At 49.5% G+C, this 21,500-nt stretch carries 22 protein-coding genes; 8 read left to right on the top strand and 14 right to left on the bottom strand.

Annotated elements, in window-relative coordinates:
• The 4 genes from ACXYMU_RS10660 to ACXYMU_RS10645 all read right to left on the bottom strand — a co-directional run bounded on the left by ACXYMU_RS10660 (position 1) and on the right by ACXYMU_RS10645 (position 4,012).
• Positions 1–1,260: an ABC transporter permease gene (locus ACXYMU_RS10660; protein ID WP_458986374.1), complete on the bottom strand. Its 1,260-nt coding sequence runs from the start codon at positions 1,258–1,260 to the stop codon at positions 1–3.
• Positions 1,260–2,303, bottom strand: coding sequence for an efflux RND transporter periplasmic adaptor subunit (locus tag ACXYMU_RS10655; protein WP_458986469.1), 1,044 nt, complete (start codon positions 2,301–2,303; stop codon positions 1,260–1,262). Before ACXYMU_RS10655 ends, ACXYMU_RS10660 begins: the two co-directional genes overlap by 1 nt.
• A gap of 567 nt (positions 2,304–2,870) precedes the next feature.
• Positions 2,871–3,488: a cupin domain-containing protein gene (locus ACXYMU_RS10650; RefSeq protein ID WP_458986373.1), complete on the bottom strand. Its 618-nt coding sequence runs from the start codon at positions 3,486–3,488 to the stop codon at positions 2,871–2,873.
• Positions 3,485–4,012: an RNA polymerase sigma factor gene (locus ACXYMU_RS10645; protein ID WP_458986372.1), complete on the bottom strand. Its 528-nt coding sequence runs from the start codon at positions 4,010–4,012 to the stop codon at positions 3,485–3,487. The genes ACXYMU_RS10650 and ACXYMU_RS10645 overlap by 4 nt, the downstream gene beginning before the upstream one ends.
• A 219-nt stretch (positions 4,013–4,231) precedes the next feature.
• On the opposite strand from ACXYMU_RS10645, the gene ACXYMU_RS10640 reads away from it, so the two are divergent.
• Positions 4,232–4,693, top strand: a complete 462-nt coding sequence (locus ACXYMU_RS10640) for a tellurite resistance TerB family protein (RefSeq protein WP_458986371.1) — start codon at positions 4,232–4,234, stop codon at positions 4,691–4,693.
• Positions 4,694–4,975: 282 nt separating this feature from the next.
• Here ACXYMU_RS10640 and ACXYMU_RS10635 read toward each other — a convergent pair whose 3' ends face one another.
• Positions 4,976–5,353, bottom strand: a complete 378-nt coding sequence (locus ACXYMU_RS10635; RefSeq protein ID WP_458986370.1) for a hypothetical protein — start codon at positions 5,351–5,353, stop codon at positions 4,976–4,978.
• 193 nt (positions 5,354–5,546) lie between these two features.
• On the opposite strand from ACXYMU_RS10635, the gene ACXYMU_RS10630 reads away from it, so the two are divergent.
• Both ACXYMU_RS10630 and ACXYMU_RS10625 read left to right on the top strand, forming a co-directional pair.
• Positions 5,547–5,828: a hypothetical protein gene (locus ACXYMU_RS10630; protein WP_458986369.1), complete on the top strand. Its 282-nt coding sequence runs from the start codon at positions 5,547–5,549 to the stop codon at positions 5,826–5,828.
• 208 nt (positions 5,829–6,036) lie between these two features.
• Positions 6,037–6,465, top strand: coding sequence for a hypothetical protein (locus ACXYMU_RS10625; RefSeq protein ID WP_458986368.1), 429 nt, complete (start codon positions 6,037–6,039; stop codon positions 6,463–6,465).
• Between the two features lie 66 nt (positions 6,466–6,531).
• Here the strand turns inward: ACXYMU_RS10625 and rfbD are convergent, their stop codons facing one another.
• The gene (rfbD, locus tag ACXYMU_RS10620) at positions 6,532–7,407 is read right to left on the bottom strand and encodes a dTDP-4-dehydrorhamnose reductase (protein ID WP_458986367.1); all 876 of its coding nucleotides are present in this window, start codon (positions 7,405–7,407) and stop codon (positions 6,532–6,534) included.
• A 289-nt stretch (positions 7,408–7,696) separates the two neighbouring features.
• Here rfbD and ACXYMU_RS10615 point away from each other — a divergent pair, with 289 nt between their 5' ends.
• Positions 7,697–8,038: a hypothetical protein gene (locus ACXYMU_RS10615; RefSeq protein WP_458986366.1), complete on the top strand. Its 342-nt coding sequence runs from the start codon at positions 7,697–7,699 to the stop codon at positions 8,036–8,038.
• A 231-nt stretch (positions 8,039–8,269) separates the two neighbouring features.
• A complete protein-coding gene (locus tag ACXYMU_RS10610; protein ID WP_458986365.1) occupies positions 8,270–8,956 on the top strand; it encodes a haloacid dehalogenase type II in 687 nt (228 codons plus the stop codon).
• Positions 8,957–9,171: 215 nt separating this feature from the next.
• Here the strand turns inward: ACXYMU_RS10610 and arsM are convergent, their stop codons facing one another.
• From arsM to ACXYMU_RS10595, 3 genes are all read right to left on the bottom strand, one after another.
• Positions 9,172–10,143 (bottom strand): arsenosugar biosynthesis arsenite methyltransferase ArsM, encoded by a 972-nt coding sequence (gene arsM, locus ACXYMU_RS10605; RefSeq protein WP_458986364.1) that lies wholly within the window; start codon positions 10,141–10,143, stop codon positions 9,172–9,174.
• A 56-nt stretch (positions 10,144–10,199) separates the two neighbouring features.
• Positions 10,200–11,330: an inorganic phosphate transporter gene (locus ACXYMU_RS10600; RefSeq protein WP_458986363.1), complete on the bottom strand. Its 1,131-nt coding sequence runs from the start codon at positions 11,328–11,330 to the stop codon at positions 10,200–10,202.
• A 216-nt stretch (positions 11,331–11,546) separates the two neighbouring features.
• The gene (locus ACXYMU_RS10595) at positions 11,547–13,289 is read right to left on the bottom strand and encodes a glycoside hydrolase family 15 protein (RefSeq protein ID WP_458986362.1); all 1,743 of its coding nucleotides are present in this window, start codon (positions 13,287–13,289) and stop codon (positions 11,547–11,549) included.
• Positions 13,290–13,597: 308 nt separating this feature from the next.
• Between ACXYMU_RS10595 and ACXYMU_RS10590 the strand changes: the two genes are divergently transcribed.
• On the top strand, positions 13,598–14,116 hold the full coding sequence (locus ACXYMU_RS10590; RefSeq protein ID WP_458986361.1) for a hypothetical protein: 519 nt from the start codon (positions 13,598–13,600) through the stop codon (positions 14,114–14,116).
• A gap of 47 nt (positions 14,117–14,163) precedes the next feature.
• On the opposite strand, the gene ACXYMU_RS10585 is transcribed toward ACXYMU_RS10590, so the two are convergent.
• Positions 14,164–14,421, bottom strand: coding sequence for a hypothetical protein (locus ACXYMU_RS10585; RefSeq protein ID WP_458986360.1), 258 nt, complete (start codon positions 14,419–14,421; stop codon positions 14,164–14,166).
• 179 nt (positions 14,422–14,600) lie between these two features.
• Here ACXYMU_RS10585 and ACXYMU_RS10580 point away from each other — a divergent pair, with 179 nt between their 5' ends.
• Together ACXYMU_RS10580 and ACXYMU_RS10575 are read left to right on the top strand one after the other, a co-directional pair.
• Positions 14,601–15,224, top strand: a complete 624-nt coding sequence (locus ACXYMU_RS10580) for an HAD family hydrolase (RefSeq protein ID WP_458986359.1) — start codon at positions 14,601–14,603, stop codon at positions 15,222–15,224.
• 270 nt (positions 15,225–15,494) lie between these two features.
• Positions 15,495–15,776 (top strand): hypothetical protein, encoded by a 282-nt coding sequence (locus ACXYMU_RS10575; RefSeq protein WP_458986358.1) that lies wholly within the window; start codon positions 15,495–15,497, stop codon positions 15,774–15,776.
• A gap of 324 nt (positions 15,777–16,100) precedes the next feature.
• Here ACXYMU_RS10575 and ACXYMU_RS10570 read toward each other — a convergent pair whose 3' ends face one another.
• The 4 genes from ACXYMU_RS10570 to ilvN form a co-directional block, all read right to left on the bottom strand.
• Positions 16,101–18,086, bottom strand: coding sequence for an Ig-like domain-containing protein (locus tag ACXYMU_RS10570; protein WP_458986357.1), 1,986 nt, complete (start codon positions 18,084–18,086; stop codon positions 16,101–16,103).
• A 406-nt stretch (positions 18,087–18,492) separates the two neighbouring features.
• Positions 18,493–19,764, bottom strand: a complete 1,272-nt coding sequence (gene ilvA / locus ACXYMU_RS10565) for a threonine ammonia-lyase IlvA (RefSeq protein ID WP_458986356.1) — start codon at positions 19,762–19,764, stop codon at positions 18,493–18,495.
• Positions 19,765–19,770: 6 nt separating this feature from the next.
• The gene (gene ilvC, locus ACXYMU_RS10560; protein WP_458986355.1) at positions 19,771–20,817 is read right to left on the bottom strand and encodes a ketol-acid reductoisomerase; all 1,047 of its coding nucleotides are present in this window, start codon (positions 20,815–20,817) and stop codon (positions 19,771–19,773) included.
• Positions 20,818–20,880: 63 nt separating this feature from the next.
• Positions 20,881–21,489 carry an acetolactate synthase small subunit gene (gene ilvN, locus ACXYMU_RS10555; protein WP_458986354.1) on the bottom strand — a complete coding sequence of 203 codons (609 nt, stop codon included), beginning with the start codon at positions 21,487–21,489 and terminating at the stop codon, positions 20,881–20,883.
• Between the last annotated feature and the right edge of the window lie 11 nt (positions 21,490–21,500).

The raw sequence follows: 21,500 nt of genomic DNA, 5'->3' as shown, positions 1-21,500 counted from the left end.
TTATTTGCCCCTTATAATCTCCACCGGATCGACGCGACTGGCCTTGCGGGCCGGGAAAAAACCCGCCAAATAGGTGGTGATAAGCGAAAAAGAACCGGCGATGAAATAAAACACCGGACTGTAATTGATCGGGTATGTCTCAACCGTAGGCAAAGCAGCCGTGTTGAATGGGATATGGTTGATGATCACAGAAAACACAAAGCCGAATAACAGCCCCACCATACCCCCAAAGAAACCGATGCTTAACGCGATCACCAGAAATATCTGATTCACGTCTCTCCCTGAAAAACCAGTGGCCTTTAAGATCGCGATGGAATCCATCTTCTCATAAATCATCATGTTCAGAATGTTAAAAATCCCGAAGCCCGCCACAATCAGCAGCGTAACCCCTACCGCATAAGAAATCAGCGACCGGATTTTACTGCCTGTCTCAAACTGGGAGTTGGCTGTCTGTATGTCCTCGGCGTCCACCTGAAACAGTTGCTCATATTCCGAAGCCACTGCCGGGGCTGCGTCAAGCGCATGCAATTTCACCTGTATGTCTGTGATGTAATTGGCGGGCTTGCCCAGCAGCTTTTGCACCGTGGTAAGCGAGGCATAACTCTGCACCTTATCGATTTCCTGAATGCCCGATTGGAAGAAGCCCACTACCTTCAGCGAAAACCGTTCGCCTTGGGCAGTGGTCACCTGCACCACATCGCCCACATCGGCGGCCAGTATCTTGGCCAGCCCAATGCCGAGGATAATGCTGTTGGCCACATTCTTGGCATCGATAGCTGTTCCGGCCGTTACATAGTCCTCGAAGTTGAAAAGCCTGTTTTCCTCTTCCACCTCCACCCCATTGATAATCCCTGTGATGTCAATTGTGCCTTCGTTAAAAAAGACCTGGGCCGTTAATTTGGGAGCCACCCCCAACACCCGCTCATCTTCCCGAACAGCCTGCATGACAGGACCACTGTTGTAGATTTCCTGCCTGGTGATCCCCGACTTAACCGACCGGATAAAGTTGTAGGAGTCTTTGAAATCGGCAGCGGCGCGCACGGGTTGCAGCTCGCTTGGCTTTACTTCGTTATAGAGGCGCACATGCGGCGTTCGGTTCAGGATCAGGCCATCCAGCAAGTCGTTAAGGCCATTCATAAAGCTCAGCAGCGTGATGAACATGGCAATGCTGAAGGTGACACCAACAGCCGCCACCAGCGTTTGGCGCCAGCGGGCCAGCAACAGCGACCGCGCGATTCCGATGATTAGCTGGCTATTCATCAATCGGGCTTTATGATAACATCCTCCTTCGTCAGGCCGTCCAGTATCTCTACTTTCCTATAGTCTTTCAAGCCTGTTTTCACAGGCACTTTCTCCTCACTGGCAAGCAGCACAAAGCCGCCGTCCAGCAGGTATTCTCTCGGAATGGTCAGGGCATCGTTTTTCTGCTGGATGATGATATTGGCCTCGGTGGTCAGGTTGGGGTATAGCGCAGGCGGACTCGTCAGGAAGGAGGCTTCAATGGTGAACGAGCGGGTACGCTCGTTCATGGCAGGGTTAATCTTGTATACCTCGGCCTCAAACACCTCGCCTTTGTAACTATCGAGGTGCAGCAGCACTTTCTGACCTGGCTTTATGCGGGAGATGTCATACTCGTCCACTTGCAGTTCCAGTATAAATTCGGATGCGTCGCCCAGCACTGCCACCGGGGTTTGCGGCGTAGCCATCTCCCCTTTCTCTTTCAGCACACTGTATACCTTGCCTGCTGTCTCGCTGCGTACGGTATATTCCGCCACCCTTGACTCACTGATCTGCAGGTTTTTGCTGGACTGGTGTGCTGCAAAATCCAGTTGCTTCTTCGTATCGCGGTAGCGCAACAGGGCGGAGGTATAGGCAGTTGCAGCATTTTTATAGGCCAATTCCCTTTGCTCAAGTTCTGCCTTCGTCCCGATTTGCTTGTGCCAGAGGTTTTGCTGGCGCACGAACAAGAGCGAATCAGTTTCTTTTCTGCTCCGTGCCAGATCAATGGCCGCTTGCAGTTCTTTGAGCTTCTCCTCGTTTGCGCCCACTCTGGAATAGGCTGCGGCGAGACGGGCATTCTCGGCACTCAGGCGTGCGGCTTCATTATCCAGTACCATTAGAGTAGCCCCTTCCGGCACAATGTCACCTTCTGTTACCAGCACTTGCTGCACAACGCCGCTTACTTTGGGGTATACCTGGTATTGGTTCCGACTTTTCACCACCCCCGATGCATACACCGATTCAGACACATCCTCTACAGTTGGTTGTGTATTCTCCGGAGAGCCGGTGCATGCAACTAACACCAACACCCAAAAGAGCGCGAGTGGAAGCTTTAGAATGCCATTTGGAGCCATAACCTGAATACGAGAAATTGCAGCGTCACGGTCTATACCCGCTCGGCAGTGCTCTAAAAGAAGCACATTATGCCAATGCCAGCAACCCCTGAACGGGTTCAGGCTTATAAAAAATTGAATCCATGGGATTCTGCCATTATGCTGTTTGGATGGTATAGGGAAAGACAGCGAAATTAATTCAGGATGCAGTTCAGTGCCAGCACCATGATCCCTACTATTTTCTGGCCCTCTTGGCCAGTTGAGTCGGAGACGCAACATTCACTTTAAGACACGAATCTGGAGATTCGCGCCAGAATCAGGTAGAACTTAACGGCCCTGCTTCCAGAAGCAGGGGTATGAATATTTCTGCCGTGCTACCGAAAAACCTACCGGAAGCGGGGTTAGAACTTCGCGCGCAGCAACCGAGCACCTTTCAGAATGAAAAAAAGATAGACTCAAAAGATTTGCCCCCTCGTAGAGATCGATGAGTAGAGGCTGTCATCTATACATCCCGACTAAAGAAACTTACAGTACAAACTAGGCTACTGCCAAGCGTTGCAAAATAGCTTTGCACCTGCTCTCTGAAGTCACTTTAAATTGGTGTGTCACATGCAAAGGTACCGCAAAGAAATCACCTGCCGCTAATGGATTGACCACATCCCCTATAATCATATCGCAGGTGCCTTCCAGAATCAGGAAGCGCTCCAGTTCATCGTGGTGCACTTCCAGCTCCGATTCAGTTTTAATCCAGGCGATGGCGGTGGTGGCTTTAGGGGTATGGCTAATGATCTTGGCGTACATGTCGTCAGCATCTTCAGGCAACTGCATGCCGGGCTGCTTCAGCCAGTAATCAAAGTCTGATGGCTTAGAGGACGGTGTCAGCTCTGGCGCTTCACTTGGCTCCTCGCCTCCCTCCATTCGTTCCATAAAATCGATGGTGGCAAGCAGCAATGGCTTGATTGTTTTTCGAGGTGTCGCCGCATGACGTTGGGCATAGTTTTCCAGGGCCAACTCTTGTTGATTGATCTCTTCCTGCACCTCCGGGTACTCAGCCGCCATTTCTTCGACATGCTTCGCCTCCTCGGGAGTGGTCGCACCAAGTATGTAGAGTTCGATCATCCCGGATTCCAGAAACGCTGCAACAGTAGGGTTCATGCTGATGGGTCTGCTTTTAAATGTATGATTGCTTGTGTGATGTGCGCTTTCAGCTGCTCGATAGTCACTCCTAGGGCCTCGGCAGCTTCCGCGCAGTTTTGCCCCTTCAGGTAGACCAGCTCTAGGGCTGTTTTCTCTGCATAGGGAAGTCTGCAACGGGATGCAAGTTCTATACCAAACGGCTTGGAATCAACATTTATATCTGATATTAGTTGACTGGCTTCCTCTTCCTGCCTTTTATACCTTCGGGCTGCATCATGGGCAAATCCTCTTGCAATAGCCAATGCCCAGGTTAAAAAGCGGTTCTGCGACATGTCATACACGCCAATTCTGGACCAGATGGTCACAAATGTTTGCTGCAGCACTTGCTCTGCGAGGGCTTTATCAGGCACTACGCTATGGATAACGCCCATAAGCGTAGGCGCATACCTGTCATAGAGCTGCTCCAATACTTCCTTGTCGCCGTTCTGCAATGCCTGAAGCAGTTTTCTATCCAATTGCTCTTGCTCGCCTGGTACTAACATACTGTTGAATGCTTCCTCATGTCATTACTACCCATATAGCATATCAATGATTAAATATAAGCACGCCTCACCACATATCCTATTAGCCTCTCGCCCCACAGGTACCGGTTTGCTCGGCAATGTCTATTCTAAGAGCCGTTGCCTGGGGTTTTAGGAATAACCTTTCCGGAATAGTAGAGGTAGACTAAGCAGTAGGTTTAAATAACAGCGCAAAAGCCCATGGGACTTTACGACTTAAAATACAGCAAAGCAACGGGTATGTATACCCCCGCCAACGAGCAGGAGGCCTGGATCGCGGTTTTACATGCCTGCATGGCCGTGGATGAGGATGTAGCGGACGAAGAGTTGGACAAACTGGCGGACATGCTCACTTTCAAGCCTTTCTTTAAAGGCCACGATGTAAGAGAATACTATAAATCAGTGCTATTGGCGCAGGCTGAGTTGGGCAGCAAACACCTGATTGATAACAGCGTGGACCAGATACCCCCGGAACACAAAAACGATTTGTTCGCGCAGACCATTGAAATGGTATTGGCAGATGGTGTGATCGCTGAGAAAGAGAAGGAGCTAGTAAGCTACATTACCTCTGCGCTGGATCTCGACCTTGAGGTATGCCAGCACATCATCCAAAGCAAATTGCAACGAAACAAAGAGAAACTAAAGCAGAAGAATACAAATTAAGTTGCAATAGTCAGGATGTAAGCTTACATTCTGTGACATTGAACAATATTTTACCTGACATTTCCCTCGTAGCATTTTTCTTTCGTAATCCCCTCTCACTAAATCATGGAGGGGTTGCGAAAGAAAAATGAACCTGTAAGCCTTCTGCTACCAAGATTAGCAGTAATGTCAGGTCAAGTAGTGGCAATTACAATTAAGTACATACAAGAACCTAAATGCAGCAACGGCATCAAAAGAACTCGCTCGTCTTTTTGATGCCGTTGCTGTTTTAATTATATAAGCTTAATTCTCTACGTTTCCTGATGCTGCTCCAGCCGCACCTGCCGCTTCAAAATGAGTGGCTTGTTTGACTGTCTTTTCTTTGCCATCCGCGTCTTGGTAAGTGCGCTCTTCTACTTCTACCGACAGCGTTTTACCGCTCAGTTCTTTAGAATCTACCTGCGTTTTTTCTATGCCGACAGCTTTGAGAAAAGAAGCGAGGATGGGTTTACCTGGCTCGCTCATATAAAACCGTTGGTTCATGAACCCCTCTTCATTCTCTAACCTGCAATTGATGAAAGGGACATCCTTGTTTTCACTTTTCCCTTCTTCTACCTCCGTTACCTGCACCACATGCCGTCCGTTTGGCAAAAAAGGCTTCTCATCTATTTTCATTTTCATAGCAATACAATTTAATTATTTGGTTATTATGCTAATCATATACGCAAGCAAAGTTATACCGTTCTACTTTTTGCTAATTTATTTAGCTTTATTAAAAAAATGCATCAACCCTAATACTGAAAATGCTCGTACACCCTTATACCTTCCGATTGATGGGAGATTTAATTTTTCCAATACTAAAGCAAGTAAAACTATGTCAACAGATAACAAGAAGAGCAACGAGGAACTGAAAAATAAAGCAGACCAGCAACAGCAGTCGCAGCAAGGCAAACAGACCGGACCTGTGGCTGGAGGCGCAGACAATACCCGCGGCGAGAACAAACCGAGCACGCAGGGAAAGATGCAAAGCGACCAGGCTAACCTGAACACCACCACACGTGGGGCAGATAGCACCGACAAAGAATTCAGAAACGACCAGCCAAATGCCAGCACGCTTAAAAGCCATAAAAACAGCGCAGACCTCGACGAAAAATAATAGCTCAAAAATTTGAGATAAAAGCCAGCAGGCCCGATTTAGTCGGTTCTGCTGGCTTTTTTGTTGTGCCTGGTCACACTTTATTTTGAGCTGTCGCGCGGCCGCCCCAAAAAAGAGCATATGAAACCGTATCTTTGAGGTAGAAGCAGTGTGGTGCCGCACCAAAATGGGCATGTACCTGAATTTTAAGAGAACCGACTAAAAGAACATGAGGCTGACAGGAAATATCAACCAGATTAGAAAGCAGCGCGAGGATAAAAACGCGGACGTGGCGCTATACTTCGAAAAGGTGGAGTACGTGACGTACAAAAAAGACGGGAAGTACCACCAGCCATTCAGCTTTGAAGACGAGTTAGACACCCCGCTTGTCATCACAGGAGATTGCCTGTCTCAGGACACAACTAAGCATACGGATGCTGGCGATTATGCCTTTTTGGTGTATGACAAAGTCGGGGATGACTACGTGCTCAACGAGAACAAGCAGCTATTCATCACGGTTGCTTATGATTTTGATGCCGACGTTTCGATACTCACGGAGGTAACGTATGAGGTAACTGTGTCGAATGACGAACTGCAGCAGATAAAGAGAGACAGGGCCAAGCCCAAAAATCTGTCAAAGCACAAAAAGAAACGCTAATACCAGAGGTATAACATAAAATAGCGGCGCCACTTTCTGAGCTGAAAGTGGCGCCGCTATTTTATGTTATACCATTGCCTGCTCGGCAGCTTTAATTTTGGCGACGCAGGTCTCAAGGCTATCAAACCAATGCGGAATCTCAATCCCGAGGCTATTCTTGATCTTGGACTTATCCAGTACCGCGTAGGCAGGACGCTTGGCTTTCGTGACATATTCAGCGGTTCGCACCGGCACTACCCTTACCTCCGTCTGGCTCAGCTTAAAAATAGCTTTGGCAAAATCATACCATGAGGTTAAGCCCTCGTTGCTGTAATGGTAAATCCCGTAGGCCTCACTCCCCGTCTCGATGATATGCAGCAGGCAGGCTGCCAGATCAATGGCATAGGTAGGCGTTCCTACCTGGTCCCAGATCACCCGGAGTTCATCTCGTTCGCGACCAAAGCGCAGCATGGTCTTCACGAAGTTGCTGGCATATTCGGAGTACAACCAGCTGGTTCTGATGATAAAGTAACGTGACAAGCCTTCCACAATGGCCTGCTCCCCTTCCAGCTTGGTAGCCCCGTATACCCCCAGCGGAGTGGTAGGGTCCGTTTCTGAAAGAGGCTGTTGACCAGTGCCGCCGAATACAAAGTCTGTGGAGATGTGAATGAGTGTGGTCAGGTACTCGGCACACAATTGGGTGAGGCTAATCACCCCATCCCGGTTTATCGCACGGCATTTCTCCGGCTCATCCTGGGCTTTGTCTACGGCAGTATAGGCCGCACAATTAATGCAATAGGTTGGCTGATGCAAACTAAAGAGCGTGCGCAGCGCTTCTTTATTCCCCAAATCCGCCTCTTCCCTCGAAAGAAAGATAAGGTGATCTAGTCCTTGTTCCTGCGCCACAGTGCGAAGGCACTGCCCTAATTGCCCGGAGGCTCCTATTACAATCGTTTTTTTCATTTATCTGCTCTTGATGCGCAATAACTTTTAAGTAGTAGAAGACTAAAGTTACATTAGAATGACTTAGATCTGAAATGTTTTTTGCGGAAGTATGGCGTCCCTGATTGATCTTGCCCCCGCGACGCTAGTTTTTGCCAGTACTTCCCGCTTCATCCAAACCCTGTTTTGGGGCAATACCTGTGGTTGATTTGCCCGTATTTATCGTTGAATCACCAAGCATAATTACCAAACATTTGGCCGCGCAGCAGGTATAGCTTTCCATACACCAACAGCATTCATCCTAAAGATTATGGAGATACAGGGCACCTGGACCAAAGACGAAGACGGCTATATGGAATTTGAAAACGGGGAGTTGCAGCGCCTGTATGAGCAGGTAACCGATAGCTACCACCGCATCTATAACCGCCTATTAGATGAACTGGGCGATGAAGAGGAGGCTTACCAGCAGGCTTTGGCAGCAGGCTACGAGATGGTAACAGACTACAAGACCATTCATGGCCAGCAAGAGTTTGCCACAACCTACCTTACCCCAACCCATGTGGCTGACGTGTGGTATGAATTCGACCCCTACACCGAAAAGCGCATTTATATCCGGGGGTATCTCAGGATAAGCAGTCGGGCCGACGCATAGCCCCTGCAAGGACCTTTGCTATACTATGCTCACCTTGCTTCCGTATCTCCTGGCTACGGCCAATCTTTTCTGAACAGTAAAGCTATGGCTGCAGTATAAACAGCATTCCCCAGTCGGTTACCCATGAACAATAACAGGAGAGTATTTCTGCAAAAGTTGGTTGTGCTAAGCGCTGGCACTATGCTTCCAGCAGCCGCCTGCCAGCCGGCCACCACCACAAACGAACAACCTATGGATAACAACACTTTAATTAAACCCAAGCTGCTTATTTTTGATGTGAATGAAACGCTGCTTGACCTCAGCGGCCTGAAAAAAGCCATCAACGAAGCATTTGACCATGAATTCGCCTTCCAGCAGTGGTTTGCCCTGATGCTGCAATACTCATTAGTCGATACCGTGACGGGTAACTACCATGATTTCGGCACGATTGGTAAAGCGACCATGCAGATGACACAGGACAAACTAGGCAGGCAGGTACCGGATGCCCAAGTAGCCGAACTGCTTGGAATGATCAAGTCGCTGCCACCGCACCCGGATGTGGTGGAGGGCCTGCAAAAGCTTCAGGATGCCGGTTACCGCATGATCACGCTCACTAATTCTGCTCCACAAGCGGTGCAACAGCAAATGGAGTCTGCGGGGCTTACGAAGTTCTTTGAACATATCCTGAGTATCGACAGCACTCAGAAATACAAGCCGCACCCTGATACCTATCAATTTGCCCTCTCGAAAACAAATGTAAAACCGGAAGAGGCCATGCTAATCGCTGCGCACGGGTGGGATATAGCAGGTGCTACCTTAGCAGGACTTCAGGCTGCTTTTATTGCGCGAAAAGGGCAGGCTTTATACCCCCTTGCTCCTGCCCCACAGCTAACAGGCGATACGCTTAAACCCATCGCTGAGAAGCTTAGCGCTTTGTAGCCGGCACTGGGTATGAACTTTAAAGCATACGTGTCAGCGTTTGGGTATACCCAAGCGGGATCAGCCTCAATCAGGATCTGAAAGCCTTCGAATGGTATCAAACACAGCATAAAATACAAAGGGCTACTTTATCCTGATCAGGTGAAGTAGCCCTTTTTCAATTAGGTGGCTGCAATGTCGGTGAGATACGAATTAACTAGTAGCGTTTGCCCAGCCTAGCAGCAACCTCCACCATCATAGAAATAAGTGGACCCGGTAATGTAAATATCCTGCCGTCCTAAGTTCGCCAAAGCCTTGGCTGTTTTATCGCAAACTGCCAATGGTTGGTTCTGTAGGAGGGTATGCCCTTTGCCATCATCAAAAAACTCCTTCTCGCCATAATAGATTGCATGCTTGCCCGTAAATACGCAGGGGCCATCCGCAGGCATAGGGTCCTTGATCGCACAAATCTCCACGCTCTCAATAAATACAAGTTTCTCCGTATCATACTGCCCCGGTGCCAACACACGGTATGGGCGCCTGGCACGTACCTCCACGGTGCCAAATCCAACCGCTGTGATGAGGTTGATGTAATCCTGCAGCGGCAAAGCACCACTCAGGCATAAAGCACGCAGACGCTCATCCTCACGCAAACCCGCTGACATCTCATCCTCGCTGGTTGGGTCAGACAGCACCAAGCGGCCATTTGGCTTCAGGACGCGGTACATTTCCGAGAGCGCCAGCTTCAGTTCTTCCTCTTTAAAGATATTGAAAAGGCAGTTTTGAGCCGCCACATCTATGCTTTCGTCTTCTACGGGCAGTTGCAGGGCATCTCCGTTGCGCAGCTCCACGAATCCCGGCTTAAACCAGCTGTTCACGTCGGCGGCCTCCTGCAGGTTTTCAGAGCAAACGTCCAGCATTCTGTCTACGGGGTCCACGCCTATCACTGCGCCGGGGCGACGGCAGAAGTAAGCGAACTGGAGTAACTCCATACCTCCACCTACGCCAACGTACAGCACAGCAGGGTCGTGGCTCAGGTCCCGTGGGTTTACCGTGGAGCCGCAACCGTAGTTCATCTCCAGCATTTTAGAGGGCACTTTCAACTCTGGCAACTGCCATACAGGCGTTGTGGTACAGCAAAGGCCCTTCTGGGGGTTATTGGCAGCTTCTTCGTAAACGAGTTTTGCGGCCTCCAAGTAGTTACTCATGTGTGGGTATATATGTAGTAGTTGTATGGTTAAATTGATCCCGCAGTTTATACCTGCTAAAATATAAAATTGATGAGCAGCCAATACGCTGCCCCGGCGCAAACTGCCGCAACCGGTAAGGTCAACAACCAGGAAAGCAGGATGTTTGAAACGACCTTATAATTTACTTGCCGGGTAACTGCCCCAATCCCGAAAATTGACCCAACCGACACGTGCGTGGTGGAAACAGGCATGCCGTGCATGCTAGCTGTTGTAACCAGCAAGCCAGTGATAAGGTTTGCTGTGAAGCCCTGCCCATGGTTCATACGCGTCAGTTTTTTGCTCATCGTCAACCCGACTTTCCTGGCTTTCAGCAGCCCTCCCACGGCCATAGCCAAGGCAACGGCAGCGATACCCCATTTTACATCATACGCCTGGATAACCAGCAGCAAACCGGCTATCTTGGGCGTATCATTCAACCCGCGGGCAAAGCTCACAACACCGGCGCTTAGAAAATGGCCTGCATCCAAGATGCGCTGCATGTTCAGCCCCAGCAGGCTTCCCTGGTATATTTCCTGGCAATTTGCCTGTTCGCCAACACTCAGTGTGGTTGCAGGCTTGGGGGTCATGGCCAAAACACCCATTTCATTCTGAGAAATAGGCTGTAACGGCACCATTTCTGTACCAATGCACAAACAACTGGTTTTGGTCAACCCTAATGCCAGCCTGGTCTTCCGGAACAGCACGTAGGCCCCCAAACTGAGTATAGCCGCCATCAGCGGGCTTACCAAAAGCGGTACAACAAAGGCACCTCCTAGTTTGGCAAAGTTAAAAGAAGCACCGATCGCCACTACCCCCGTACCGAAAAGCGCCCCAACCAGGCCATGGGTGGTACTCACGGGCATACCTATTTTGGTGGCGAGAAATACGGTTAAAGCCGCCCCGAAGGCCACCGCCATCGCAAAAGCAGGCCCCTGAAGCAACTCGTCGGGCACCAGCCCTTTACCAGAGAAGTTTTTAACCAGTATACCAGCCAGGAAGATGGCCGTGATCGAGCCAAGAAAAGTAGTAACCGTAGCCCACCGAATAGCAGTTTTAAAACTAGTGGTGCTGCTTCCGAAAAGCGTCGCGACCCCTTTAAAATTGTCGTTGGCACCGTTGCTGTAAGCCAGGAAGCAGGCAACAAGGAAGAGTAGCAGTAAAGTCATAGAGTCATCTACAAGACATTTTTGAGGATTTTGCCCGCAAGTCTACCTCGGCTTATTATAGTGCAAGGGTTAATCTCTGGTAGCACAAACTCCGAAACAAACCCGTGTTTCGAAGCTAGAAAAACATGCCTTACAAAATTATCGGCTCACTGACAAAGCTGCATATACTGTTTTTCGAATCCTCCGGATTTAAGCGACACGCAATTTGGCAAAGTTTTACCCTGCGCTTTCCTCTTCCATGGCCGTTTTATAATCGATGATGGCCCCAATCAGGGAGGCGTGTACGAAGGTTTGGGGGATGTTCCCCAAATACGCCCCTGTCACCGGGTCACCTTCTTCCGGCATCAGTCCCACATCATTCTGAAATTGCAATACCGCCGCTAGAACTTCGTTGAATTTTGTCCAGTTACGGCGCATCACCCAGTACTGCGCTACCCAAAGCGACCCGGCCAGAAAAGCCCCCTCTTTGCTGGAGTCGAAGTCCACGAGATGACGGCGAAAAAGATTATTCTCACAGTAATCCCGCTCCAATACCTCGATGGTTTTGAGCACAGGCGCAGCATCGGCGTCGGTATAGGCCCATATCGGGAAAAGAATAGCGCTGACATCCACGGCCTCCGCACCGGCATAAGCCGCGTAAGCCCCTTCTGAGGTCAGGCAGTTTTGCCCGACGTAAGCCCGGATGTCGGCAGCAGCGCTTTTCCAACGCTGGCACTGTTCCTGTTCCTGGCTATGATCCGCGATGAACTCTAAACTAACGGCAGCCACTACCTTGCTGGAGGTATAGTGCAGTTTCTGGGTCTCCTCCCAGATGCCATGGTCGGGCTCCTGCCAGTGCGTGGCCAGGTAATCCGCCAGAGAGCTCACCAGTCCCCAGTGCTCGCGCGTATCGAAGCGATTGTATATCAGTTTGGCAGCCAACAGCACATTGCTGATGGCATCAAGCTGCAATTGGTCTTTGGCATTGTTACCGATCCGGATGGGCAGGCTGCCGGCATAGCCTTTTAAATGCCGCAGCAGACGCTCGCCCGGAGCCGGCTTTTTGTCGAGCGTAAAAAAGGGCACAATGGGTTCATCTATCCCGTGCATGGCATCGCAGATAAAACTCAGGAAGCGCCGTTCTTCCTTGCCATCGGATCCGGCACGGGTTAAGGCGCTGGCAATCATGGCGGCATCGCGCAGCCATACATACCGGTAATCGTAGTTTCGGGCACCACCCGCCACCTCGGGCAAAGCAGCTGTGCCCGCCGCAATAATGCCGCCGTTCTCCGCGAAAGTCATCAGGCGCAGCACCCGAAGCGAATGCTTGATCTCAGCCTTGTATGGCCCCTCGTAATGGATATGCGCCGTCACCTCCCGCCATTCTTTTTTCGTGGATTCTAAAGCATCTTCCAGTAGTGCCTGGTTGGTCTCTATTTGCTGCTCACTCAGCACAAACCACGATTTCTGACCAACCGGCACTTCGCATACGACATTCCCCTGATCCACTGCTAGCGGGTGCGAGGCATAGTAATACAGGCTATCGGCTATACTGATACAATTGTTATCAAGGTGCTCCAAGGTTGGATCAGAAAGCCCGAAGTCTGTTTTAGGGCATAATATCACCCGTAAACCTTCCGGCGCATCGGTCAGCTTTCTGCAAATGCCCTGGAACTTGGCACCCATCGGCATATAATCCTCTACCTCCAGCAAAGTGTCGCCACAGCGCAGGCGGGTACAAAGTAACGCACTGTCTTCGCGGTAACCCCGGCTTTCGAACACGGCTCCCGGGACATTTATTTGCCAAGTGCCGCCCTTTTTCATATCCAGGAGGCCCGCCAGCACGGCAGGTGCATCGAAACGGCGTGGACAATACCACACAATGCTTCCGGTGGTGGCAACGTAAGCGCATGTCCGGCGGTCGCCGATGAGGGCCAGTTGCTTGGTATCGATGGTTTCAGTTTCTATATGCTCAGCCACTCGCTTGAAATAGTTATTGGAGTTTATACCTACGGAGCAGTTTGTTTTACGGTGCATTTTGCTGCCAGGGCAAAATGCAAATGCACTTGTAGGCATCATGCTGTTAACGCAGATACCTTCCCCTCTTCACCAGATTGATGCGAATAAGCAGTATAGCTGCAAGGCAGAAAAAAAGTACCTGACAAGTAGTGCCCCTCACGTGTTACGTTCATTTTTCATCTTATCCCCTCTCTTCCTACCTCCATTCTGAAAACTGATTACAAGCCGAACGAGTATACCCACAGCAACAGGCACCAATAGAAACACCTATGAACACGAACAGGAACAGAAACAAAGAGGAGGAAGTAACAGACAACTTAGGGCGACTGGCCAGCGGAATTGGCATTGGCATAGCCGCCGGGCTGGTGGGGACAGCCGTGATGACGGCTGCGCAAATGATTGAAATGCAAATCAGCGGCAGGGAATCCAGCGACACACCTTACAAAGCAGTAAAGAAAACCTTTGGCGTCGAAGCGCAATCGGAAGAGGACAAGGAATTGGTGAGCAACATGACGCATATAGCCTATGGCACCATGTGGGGGATACCCCGAGGGCTGATGGCAGCCTTCGGAACTGACCGCTTTGCCGGAACAGTCCTGCATTTTGGGGCGGTTTGGGGCACGGAGTTAACCATGCTTCCGGCCATGGACGTGGCAAAACCCGTTACCACCTGGAAGCCCAAAGCCATATCAGAAGATGCCTTATTTCACGGAATATACGCCTTAGCCACAGGCTTTGCAGCCGACGCACTGGCGAAGTGGCTGAGGAAATCATACCAGAAGAAGTAGGGAGGCATTAAGCCCAAAAAGGCAGGAAGCCAGGCGCCGTCATTGGGTCAAGGTTGAAGCAACGGCCGCAGGTCTAACTGGTCCAGGTAGGGCTCTGCTACAGAAAACGTGGCAGCATCGTGGCGGAAAGAGGTGATCACGTGCAGCCCCTCTTTTTGCCAAAGCTCCACAAAATGCTGCTGCATGCTATAAAGCGTGACTGTCCAGGCTTTGTGCTCCCGCTGGCCCAACACAATCCCTTCCTTCTGCAGCGCATCAATCTGGCTCCACGCTGGTAGCTGCTTAAAATCGGAGAATTCTATCATGGTATTTATGCTTATACGGCCATACTTCTATTCGCTATGGGTAGAGTTGAAAGCCTTCATAATTGTCCACATCCAAGTTTTTATGCCTACAGCTTGGCCTTAGCCATATAATTACTTCCTCACAACAAAATCCCGTGTTGCTACGTGATAGGAGAAATCAAAAATATACCCAGAGGACAATGGCTAACAAGCAAAACGAAGTGAAAGTTATTGTTTTCGACCTGAACAAGACTTTTTATAACAAGAGCTCAAAAGACGAGTTTTTTGAGTTTATCTGCACCAAAAGGCCACAACGCATTCGGTATTTCTTCGAGATGACCTATTACAAGGTGCTGCGCAATCTGCACCGGATCAGGAAAACGGAGTTTAAAGAGAACTTTTTCAACTACCTGGACAAGCTACCTCCCGAAACAGTAGAAGCCTACGCGACAGAATTCTGGAAAAGGGAATTCCCCCATCACTTTAATCAGGAACTGAGGCGGCATTTCGATAGCATGCGCCAGCAAGGCACACAATTATACTGTGCCACCGGCGGCCTGGAACTTTACGTGGCCCCGCTTTTTAAATTGCTTTACCCGATTGATGGACTGGCCGGCACCAAAGTGCAGTACCACGAACAGACATACAAGGTAATTGGCAAAGCCTGTAAAGACGAGGAAAAAGTGTGCCGGCTGGAAGAACACTATCAGCACCAACAGTTCAAGGTGATAGAGGCGTATTCAGATAGCAAAGAGGACATACTGGAAATAGCTGAAGAAGCCTTTTTGGTAGAAGATGCGAAATTATACCCCTACCATCCTTAAGTATGCGTGGCATGAGGAGCCTCAATAGCCTGAGCAGCTTGGGTTCATTAGCCTTTTCAGGGGTCTTAACTCAAGATGATTAATGACTACACTTCAGAGACGTTGAATTTCCATTCTGCCATCAAACGATCAAATATATCTCTTGTAGTATATTTTGCATGATTTGTAGTAGGCAAAAACTATTTTTTAAACCGATCCGGGCATTTTTGTAAACAAAGCAACAGCTATGTACGTTTTGAAGGAAAGTAATTAATTCAAAAAAATAGAACTATGGAAACATCATCAATGAATGATCTGAAAGCAAAAGCAGCGAGACTCAACCCTGAACATAGAGAAGGCCCTGTTGCCAGCGCAATTGAGGAACAAACCGCTAAAATTCCTTCTGACGTTTACCTATGGGCAGCTTTCGGCTCTATTGCCGGATCGCTGGCTTTAAAACTTATGAAAAAGAATAAGACAGCTTTATTTGTTGGGCAGTGGGCACCTACCTTTTTACTGCTCGGCAACTACAACAAAATGGTAAAGTTACTCGGCCATGATAAAAGATCCTAGATCTAGATACTTGCTGATTTCATATCAGTAGTGAATAAGCAAAGGTAGTGGTGTTTGCATCACTACCTTTGCTTATAAACAGTTGCGCCGCACAAGTTTAGACTTTGTGCGGCGCAACTGTTTAGTGCCTACAGAAAACTAAAACGGATCTTTCAATGCTCTTTCAGCCGCATGGAAGCCACACATGCCATGTACCCCTCCGCCCGGAGGCGTGGAGGAGGAACAGCTATAAATTCCCCTTGCTGAGGTGCGATTAGGAGAATAGCGCAGGGTGCGCAAACAGTTGCCCGAAATCCAGTAGGCGAAATTCCTGGCAGGGCCAGGCTAGCTACCGGCTGTGTTTTTCTTTTGATGCCGACTAACAATTGCCTGCGGCTGTTCCTTCACACGCAAGAGCACGATCTGGGCGGTTGAATAAGGGCTGTTGTTCCGGTTGAACTCGCTGATGTATAAATTCCCGGTCGTAACGTCTTCCACGATATCCAAAGGATTTGCAAAGCCCTTGAAGCCGGCAATGCCATTGATGCCGGAGCCCGAAACTGAGCGGACGATATCGTAACAACTGTCATCGCTGCTCGCGTCAGTCACCTTTGGGTTTCGCTGCATTGCGCCTGGCTCCAACACAATCACATCACTCCCACCTGAAAAGCGACAAACCAGCAAACGTCCTTTCAGCAAGCCTCCAAAGGCATCACTTTTATACTCTATTGCCCCGTTAGGCGATTTGTTTAGCCCAAAATCAAAGGCTGCCCCCCTGTAGTTCTTATCCGCCTTTGTGCCTTGAGGGTATGCAGGGTTATCAGTATACCCTCTATTTGCCACATACTCCCCACGCTTTGGATTCGGATGGCCATAGTACCCCAGGGGTTTGAGAGGATTTACTCTGAAAAGCCAGTCATTCTGTACGGGCGGTGCCGCCTCGTCGTACAGCCGCTTCGCTAGCTTCTCCAGGCGTTTAAACCTGAACTTCAATTCAGATACCGCCTCAACCTTTGGTCCGTCATAGAACGTCCCGTCCGGACGGCGGGTGCCCTGCACAGAGGCTGGTGTATTGCCACGGGCAGCAGAACCATTTGCAGGGAGGTATAACTGTCCGTTGCTATGCCATACCAGGTCATAGGAGTTACGCACCCCTGACGCGTAAATGGTTAACGGCGCATCGGTGCTGTATGGGTTGTATGTGCCGTCTGCCAAGCGCATTGATTTTCTTGGGGCACTGTTGATGAGTTTTTGGTCTCTGGTGGTTTCTACATCCAAAGGCAGAGTAACGCGCTGTAATTTCTGAAGATCAAGCCTTAACACAGCCGCAGATAGCAAGCTTTCTGAACGTTGCCAGAAACTGTCGTACTCCCCCATAGAACTGTTGCTGCCCTGGCTGAAATACAAGGCACCATCAGGACCGAATGCCAGAGAGTTCACCAAGTGGTCTTTGTTAGAGCGGGGCAGGTTTGTAACCACTAATTCCTCCTGCTGAAAATGCCTGCCGCTCAATCTGGAGATTTTTCCATCAAAAGGAGGAGAATCATTTAACCCGAAGCTGCAGTGCGAGACCCAGGCAATGGGCGCTTCCGGAGTGGAAGCCGGATCGAACACAAGGCCAATTGCCGTGCGTGAACCGTACTTGTCAGTAAGAGTATTGAATACCTGCTGCAATTTCAGCATACCTGTTAGGTGGTCTACTTCAAACCGCTCAATCTGGCCGCTCATGCGCAAGGCATAGAAAAAGCCATCCGGCCCAAAAACCAAAGAGGTATAGTGCTTGTTTTGTGTGCCTGGCACCGGCACCTTGTCGAAGGCTATTGGCAGAGGCGCAGCGGGAGGAACCGTGTTCAGGTCGCCCGTAACGAATTCTGCTGTATAAGGCAGAAAAGAATCCCCATTATAAGATTTAATGCCATTGGTGATCACAAACCTATATGCGGTGTTCGGTTCCAGTATGTTGGCCGGTGAAAAGCTGATTGCATCGCCGCCGCCCGTGCCTTGTACAGTGCCTGGCACTTCCTCCATTTCGTTCCCCGTAACCTTGTAGAGTTTTACGGTTTGATTTGAAATTGTAAGATTATCTACCCCGCCCTTAAAGCCTGGCACCTCTGGTACATAGATACTATTTGCCGCAATGCTATTTATCGTGATGCTTATTCCGGAGGCACCGTTCTGGGGTGTTGAGGATATAACATGCGGGCTGCTCCCCCCTAATTCGAGACCTGTGATAATGAGTACAACCAGCGTTAAAATGAAGAAGCTAGCACCTTTTGCACGGCGTACAAAGTTGGACTGCAAAAACTGTAAAGCTTTATGTTTAGGGTGCATAAAAGGTGATTCTGTTAGGAGGTTAGGGTGTCAGACTCAAAAAACTTAAAAGCTATTTACAATTTTTTACCACATAAGTCATATTAGTGGTATTAGAATGTTGTTACTCCTAAATGAGGTAAAATGTTACACGTATTGCCATGATGCCAGGCTCTGTTTACTAATTTTTTTGCTGTTATTCGGCATTCACGGTGTTATGCCCTTAAATAATTAATATTTAAATACTATATTTCTTCCTGCCAAATTTACGTGCTTTTACATTTCGCAGATTTTATAAAACAGGCTACTTAAATTCCTTCATGCTAATTTCAAAGGGAAAGCGCCTGATTTGAAAAACGGTCAAAAAAAGAGCCGCCCAATCAAGAGAAAGGGCGGCTTCTATATAAACAAACAACTACTATTACATTTACAGAAACATATTCAGGAAATCCTGTTTCCCGTTCAGGTACTCGTAGGCAAAGCCCTCTTGCAGCATCCGCTGCTTAATTCCTTCCTCGTCCCCCGACTGCTTCACTTCCACACCGATAAAAACAGGGCCTTTTTCCTTGTTGTTTTTCTTGATGTACTGGAAGTGTATGATGTCATCGCCGGGTTGCAGCACCTTGTTTACAAAGGTCCTCAGCGCACCTGGCTTTTGGTTAAAGGTGATCATGAAGTAATGCTTCAGTCCCTGGTGTTGCATGGCGCGCTCCTTAATATCCTCCATCCGGGTGATATCGTTGTTGCTACCGCTGATGACACAGACCACATTTTTGCCTTTGATCTCCTCAGCATAGTCCTTCAGCACCGATACCGACAGGGTACCCGCAGGCTCCAGCACGACGCCCTCTTCGTTATACATCTTCAGGATGTCTTCGCATACCTGGCCTTCCGCCACCAGGGCCACGTCATCTAGCAGTTCCTGGCAAATCCCGAAGGTCAGCTCGCCCGGGCATTTCACGGCCGCACCATCTACAAAGCTGTCGATAGTATCTAAAGACAGGCGTTGCTTTGCCTTTAAAGAATTATACATAGAAGGCGCCCCTTGCGGCTGCACCCCGATCAGCTTGGTTTCCGGGCTCAGTTGCTTGAACACACTGGACAAGCCAGCGGCCAGTCCACCCCCGCCAATCGGCATGAAAAGGTAATCTATCGGGAAGGTCGCTGCCTTCAGAATCTCGAGCCCCACGGTTGCCTGCCCTTCTACAATGGCTAAATCATCAAAAGGAGGCACAAACGTGCTGCCACGGCTATCCGAGAATTCTTTGGCAGCCTTAAAGGTATCATCGTAGGTATTGCCGGTCAGCACCACCTCCACCATTTCCTTTCCGAAGCCACGCACCTTGCTCACTTTCTGAGCAGGTGTGTTGGCGGGCATAAAGATATAGCCTCTCAGACCTAGCAGCTTGCACGCATAGGCAACACCCTGAGCGTGATTGCCGGCGCTGGAGCAGACAATCTCCCGCTCACCCTCCTGCTGCGGCAGGGTACTCATTTTGTTGTAAGCACCCCTGATTTTGTACGAACGCACGACCTGCAGATCTTCCCGCTTCAGGTATACCTGCGCATCATAGGTCTGCGACAGCCAGTGGTTCTGCAGCAAGGGGGTTTTGTTAATCACCCCCTTCAGGTTTTTGGCAGCCCTCTCTACTTTCTCCAGCGATACTCCTGTCTCCAAAACAACTATATCTTTTTCCATGCGGTATTACTTTGCCTTAGAGCGCAGCTTTCTTACGGTTGCGCCTGTCTGCCACAATTCTGATTCACGGATTTCCTTCAGTTCTTCTTCCAGTTCTTTTCTGTAACCCGGCGTTGAACCGCGTGTGATGGTGCGCTCGGCTTCTTTACCGGATTCTACGCTATCGTAGAGCTCGTTCAATACCGGAAGGGTGGCATCTTTGAATTTGCCTTTCCAGTCTAAGGCACCACGCTGTGCAGTAACTGAGCAGTTGGCATACATCCAATCCATACCGTTCTCAGCCACTAAAGGCACCAAGCTTTGCGTTAGCTCTTCCACTGTTTCGTTGAAGGCCTCCGAAGGAGAGTGGCCGCGCTCGCGCAGCACCTGGTATTGCGCCTCGATGATACCCGCCAAGGCGCCCATTAACACACCACGCTCCCCTGTCAGGTCGCTGTATACCTCTTTTTTGAAATCAGTCTCGAACAGGTAACCGGAGCCTACCCCGATACCCATAGCTACTGCTTTCTCATAAGCCTTTCCTGTGGCATCCTGGTACACGGCGAACGAAGAGTTCAGGCCGCCACCACCCACAAACAGGCGACGCAGGCTGGTACCGCTGCCTTTAGGCGCAACCAGTATCACATCCACATCTGCAGGCGGCACAATGCTTGTCTGCTCTTTAAAAGTGATTCCGAAACCGTGTGAGAAATAAAGCGTCTTACCTGGCTTTAGCCTTTCCTTGATGGTTGGCCACAGGGCGATTTGCCCTGCATCAGAAAGCAAATTACAGATGATGGTACCGCGGTCGGCCGCCTCCTCGATCGAGAATAGGGTCTCACCCTCTACCCAGCCATCTTCCAGGGCCTTCTCCCAAGATGGGGAATCCTTGCGTTGGCCTACAATTACATTGAACCCATTGTCTTTCATGTTAAGCGCCTGGCCCGGGCCCTGCACACCGTAGCCGATCACGGCAATAACTTCGTCTTTTAGCACGTCCAGTGCTTTCGAAAGTGGGAATTCTTCGCGTGTAACTACGGTCTCGTCTACTCCTCCAAAATTGATAGTTGCCATTTTAGTCTAGCTGATTTTAAGTTTATGATTTTTGTTTTATTACTTATTTGGTTATCACCGGGCTTACATCGAAAAGATGTTGTCGCGACTGTTGAGGTACTCATTTTCCACTACTTCCTCGCCGGGTTCGGCACGCTCAAACTCACGCAGTTTTCGGTTAAAGCCTTCGCTCCCCTTGATGATCGCGATGCGGGCACTGCGAACAAACTCGATCAGGCCGTATGGTTGCAGCACTTTGATCAGGTTATCAGTCTCTTCACGGTGGCCGGTGGTCTCAAAAACGGTATAGTCCTTCCGGATCACCACGGCACGGGCACCGTTCTCACGCAATAGTCGCTCCACAAGGGCCTTCTCAGCAATCACGTCGGTTGGCACTTTGTACAGCGCCATCTCCTGCCAGATCACATCCTCGTTGGTATGGTAGTATACTTTCAGCACCTCTACCTGCTTCTCTATCTGCCTTGTCAGTTTCTGGATCACATCCTCGGTCTCGTTGATCACGATGTTGAAGCGGTGTATCCCCTCGATCTCAGAAGGCGAGGTATTGAGGCTCTCAATGTTCATTTTACGCCTCGAAAAAATCGTGGCGATGCGGTTAAGCAGGCCTACATGGTGCTCGGTATACACCGTGATATTAAACTCCTGCCTCCCGTTCTGATTCTGATTGCTCATGCTGTTCTTCT

The sequence above is a fragment of the Pontibacter sp. CAU 1760 genome, from assembly GCF_054482735.1.
The sequence above is the reverse complement of the archived record's forward strand: the minus strand, read 5'-3'. Positions and strand labels throughout refer to the sequence as shown.

Coding starts and splice junctions, on each gene's coding strand:
- ACXYMU_RS10660 (WP_458986374.1), bottom strand. CDS start 1,260: ATGAATAGCCAGCTAATCATCGGAATCGCGCGGTCGCTGTTGCTGGCC.
- ACXYMU_RS10650 (WP_458986373.1), bottom strand. CDS start 3,488: ATGAACCCTACTGTTGCAGCGTTTCTGGAATCCGGGATGATCGAACTC.
- ACXYMU_RS10645 (WP_458986372.1), bottom strand. CDS start 4,012: ATGTTAGTACCAGGCGAGCAAGAGCAATTGGATAGAAAACTGCTTCAG.
- ACXYMU_RS10640 (WP_458986371.1), top strand. CDS start 4,232: ATGGGACTTTACGACTTAAAATACAGCAAAGCAACGGGTATGTATACC.
- ACXYMU_RS10635 (WP_458986370.1), bottom strand. CDS start 5,353: ATGAAAATGAAAATAGATGAGAAGCCTTTTTTGCCAAACGGACGGCAT.
- ACXYMU_RS10630 (WP_458986369.1), top strand. CDS start 5,547: ATGTCAACAGATAACAAGAAGAGCAACGAGGAACTGAAAAATAAAGCA.
- ACXYMU_RS10625 (WP_458986368.1), top strand. CDS start 6,037: ATGAGGCTGACAGGAAATATCAACCAGATTAGAAAGCAGCGCGAGGAT.
- rfbD (WP_458986367.1), bottom strand. CDS start 7,407: ATGAAAAAAACGATTGTAATAGGAGCCTCCGGGCAATTAGGGCAGTGC.
- ACXYMU_RS10615 (WP_458986366.1), top strand. CDS start 7,697: ATGGAGATACAGGGCACCTGGACCAAAGACGAAGACGGCTATATGGAA.
- ACXYMU_RS10610 (WP_458986365.1), top strand. CDS start 8,270: ATGGATAACAACACTTTAATTAAACCCAAGCTGCTTATTTTTGATGTG.
- arsM (WP_458986364.1), bottom strand. CDS start 10,143: ATGAGTAACTACTTGGAGGCCGCAAAACTCGTTTACGAAGAAGCTGCC.
- ACXYMU_RS10600 (WP_458986363.1), bottom strand. CDS start 11,330: ATGACTTTACTGCTACTCTTCCTTGTTGCCTGCTTCCTGGCTTACAGC.
- ACXYMU_RS10590 (WP_458986361.1), top strand. CDS start 13,598: ATGAACACGAACAGGAACAGAAACAAAGAGGAGGAAGTAACAGACAAC.
- ACXYMU_RS10585 (WP_458986360.1), bottom strand. CDS start 14,421: ATGATAGAATTCTCCGATTTTAAGCAGCTACCAGCGTGGAGCCAGATT.
- ACXYMU_RS10580 (WP_458986359.1), top strand. CDS start 14,601: ATGGCTAACAAGCAAAACGAAGTGAAAGTTATTGTTTTCGACCTGAAC.
- ACXYMU_RS10575 (WP_458986358.1), top strand. CDS start 15,495: ATGGAAACATCATCAATGAATGATCTGAAAGCAAAAGCAGCGAGACTC.
- ACXYMU_RS10570 (WP_458986357.1), bottom strand. CDS start 18,086: ATGCACCCTAAACATAAAGCTTTACAGTTTTTGCAGTCCAACTTTGTA.
- ilvA (WP_458986356.1), bottom strand. CDS start 19,764: ATGGAAAAAGATATAGTTGTTTTGGAGACAGGAGTATCGCTGGAGAAA.
- ilvC (WP_458986355.1), bottom strand. CDS start 20,817: ATGGCAACTATCAATTTTGGAGGAGTAGACGAGACCGTAGTTACACGC.
- ilvN (WP_458986354.1), bottom strand. CDS start 21,489: ATGAGCAATCAGAATCAGAACGGGAGGCAGGAGTTTAATATCACGGTG.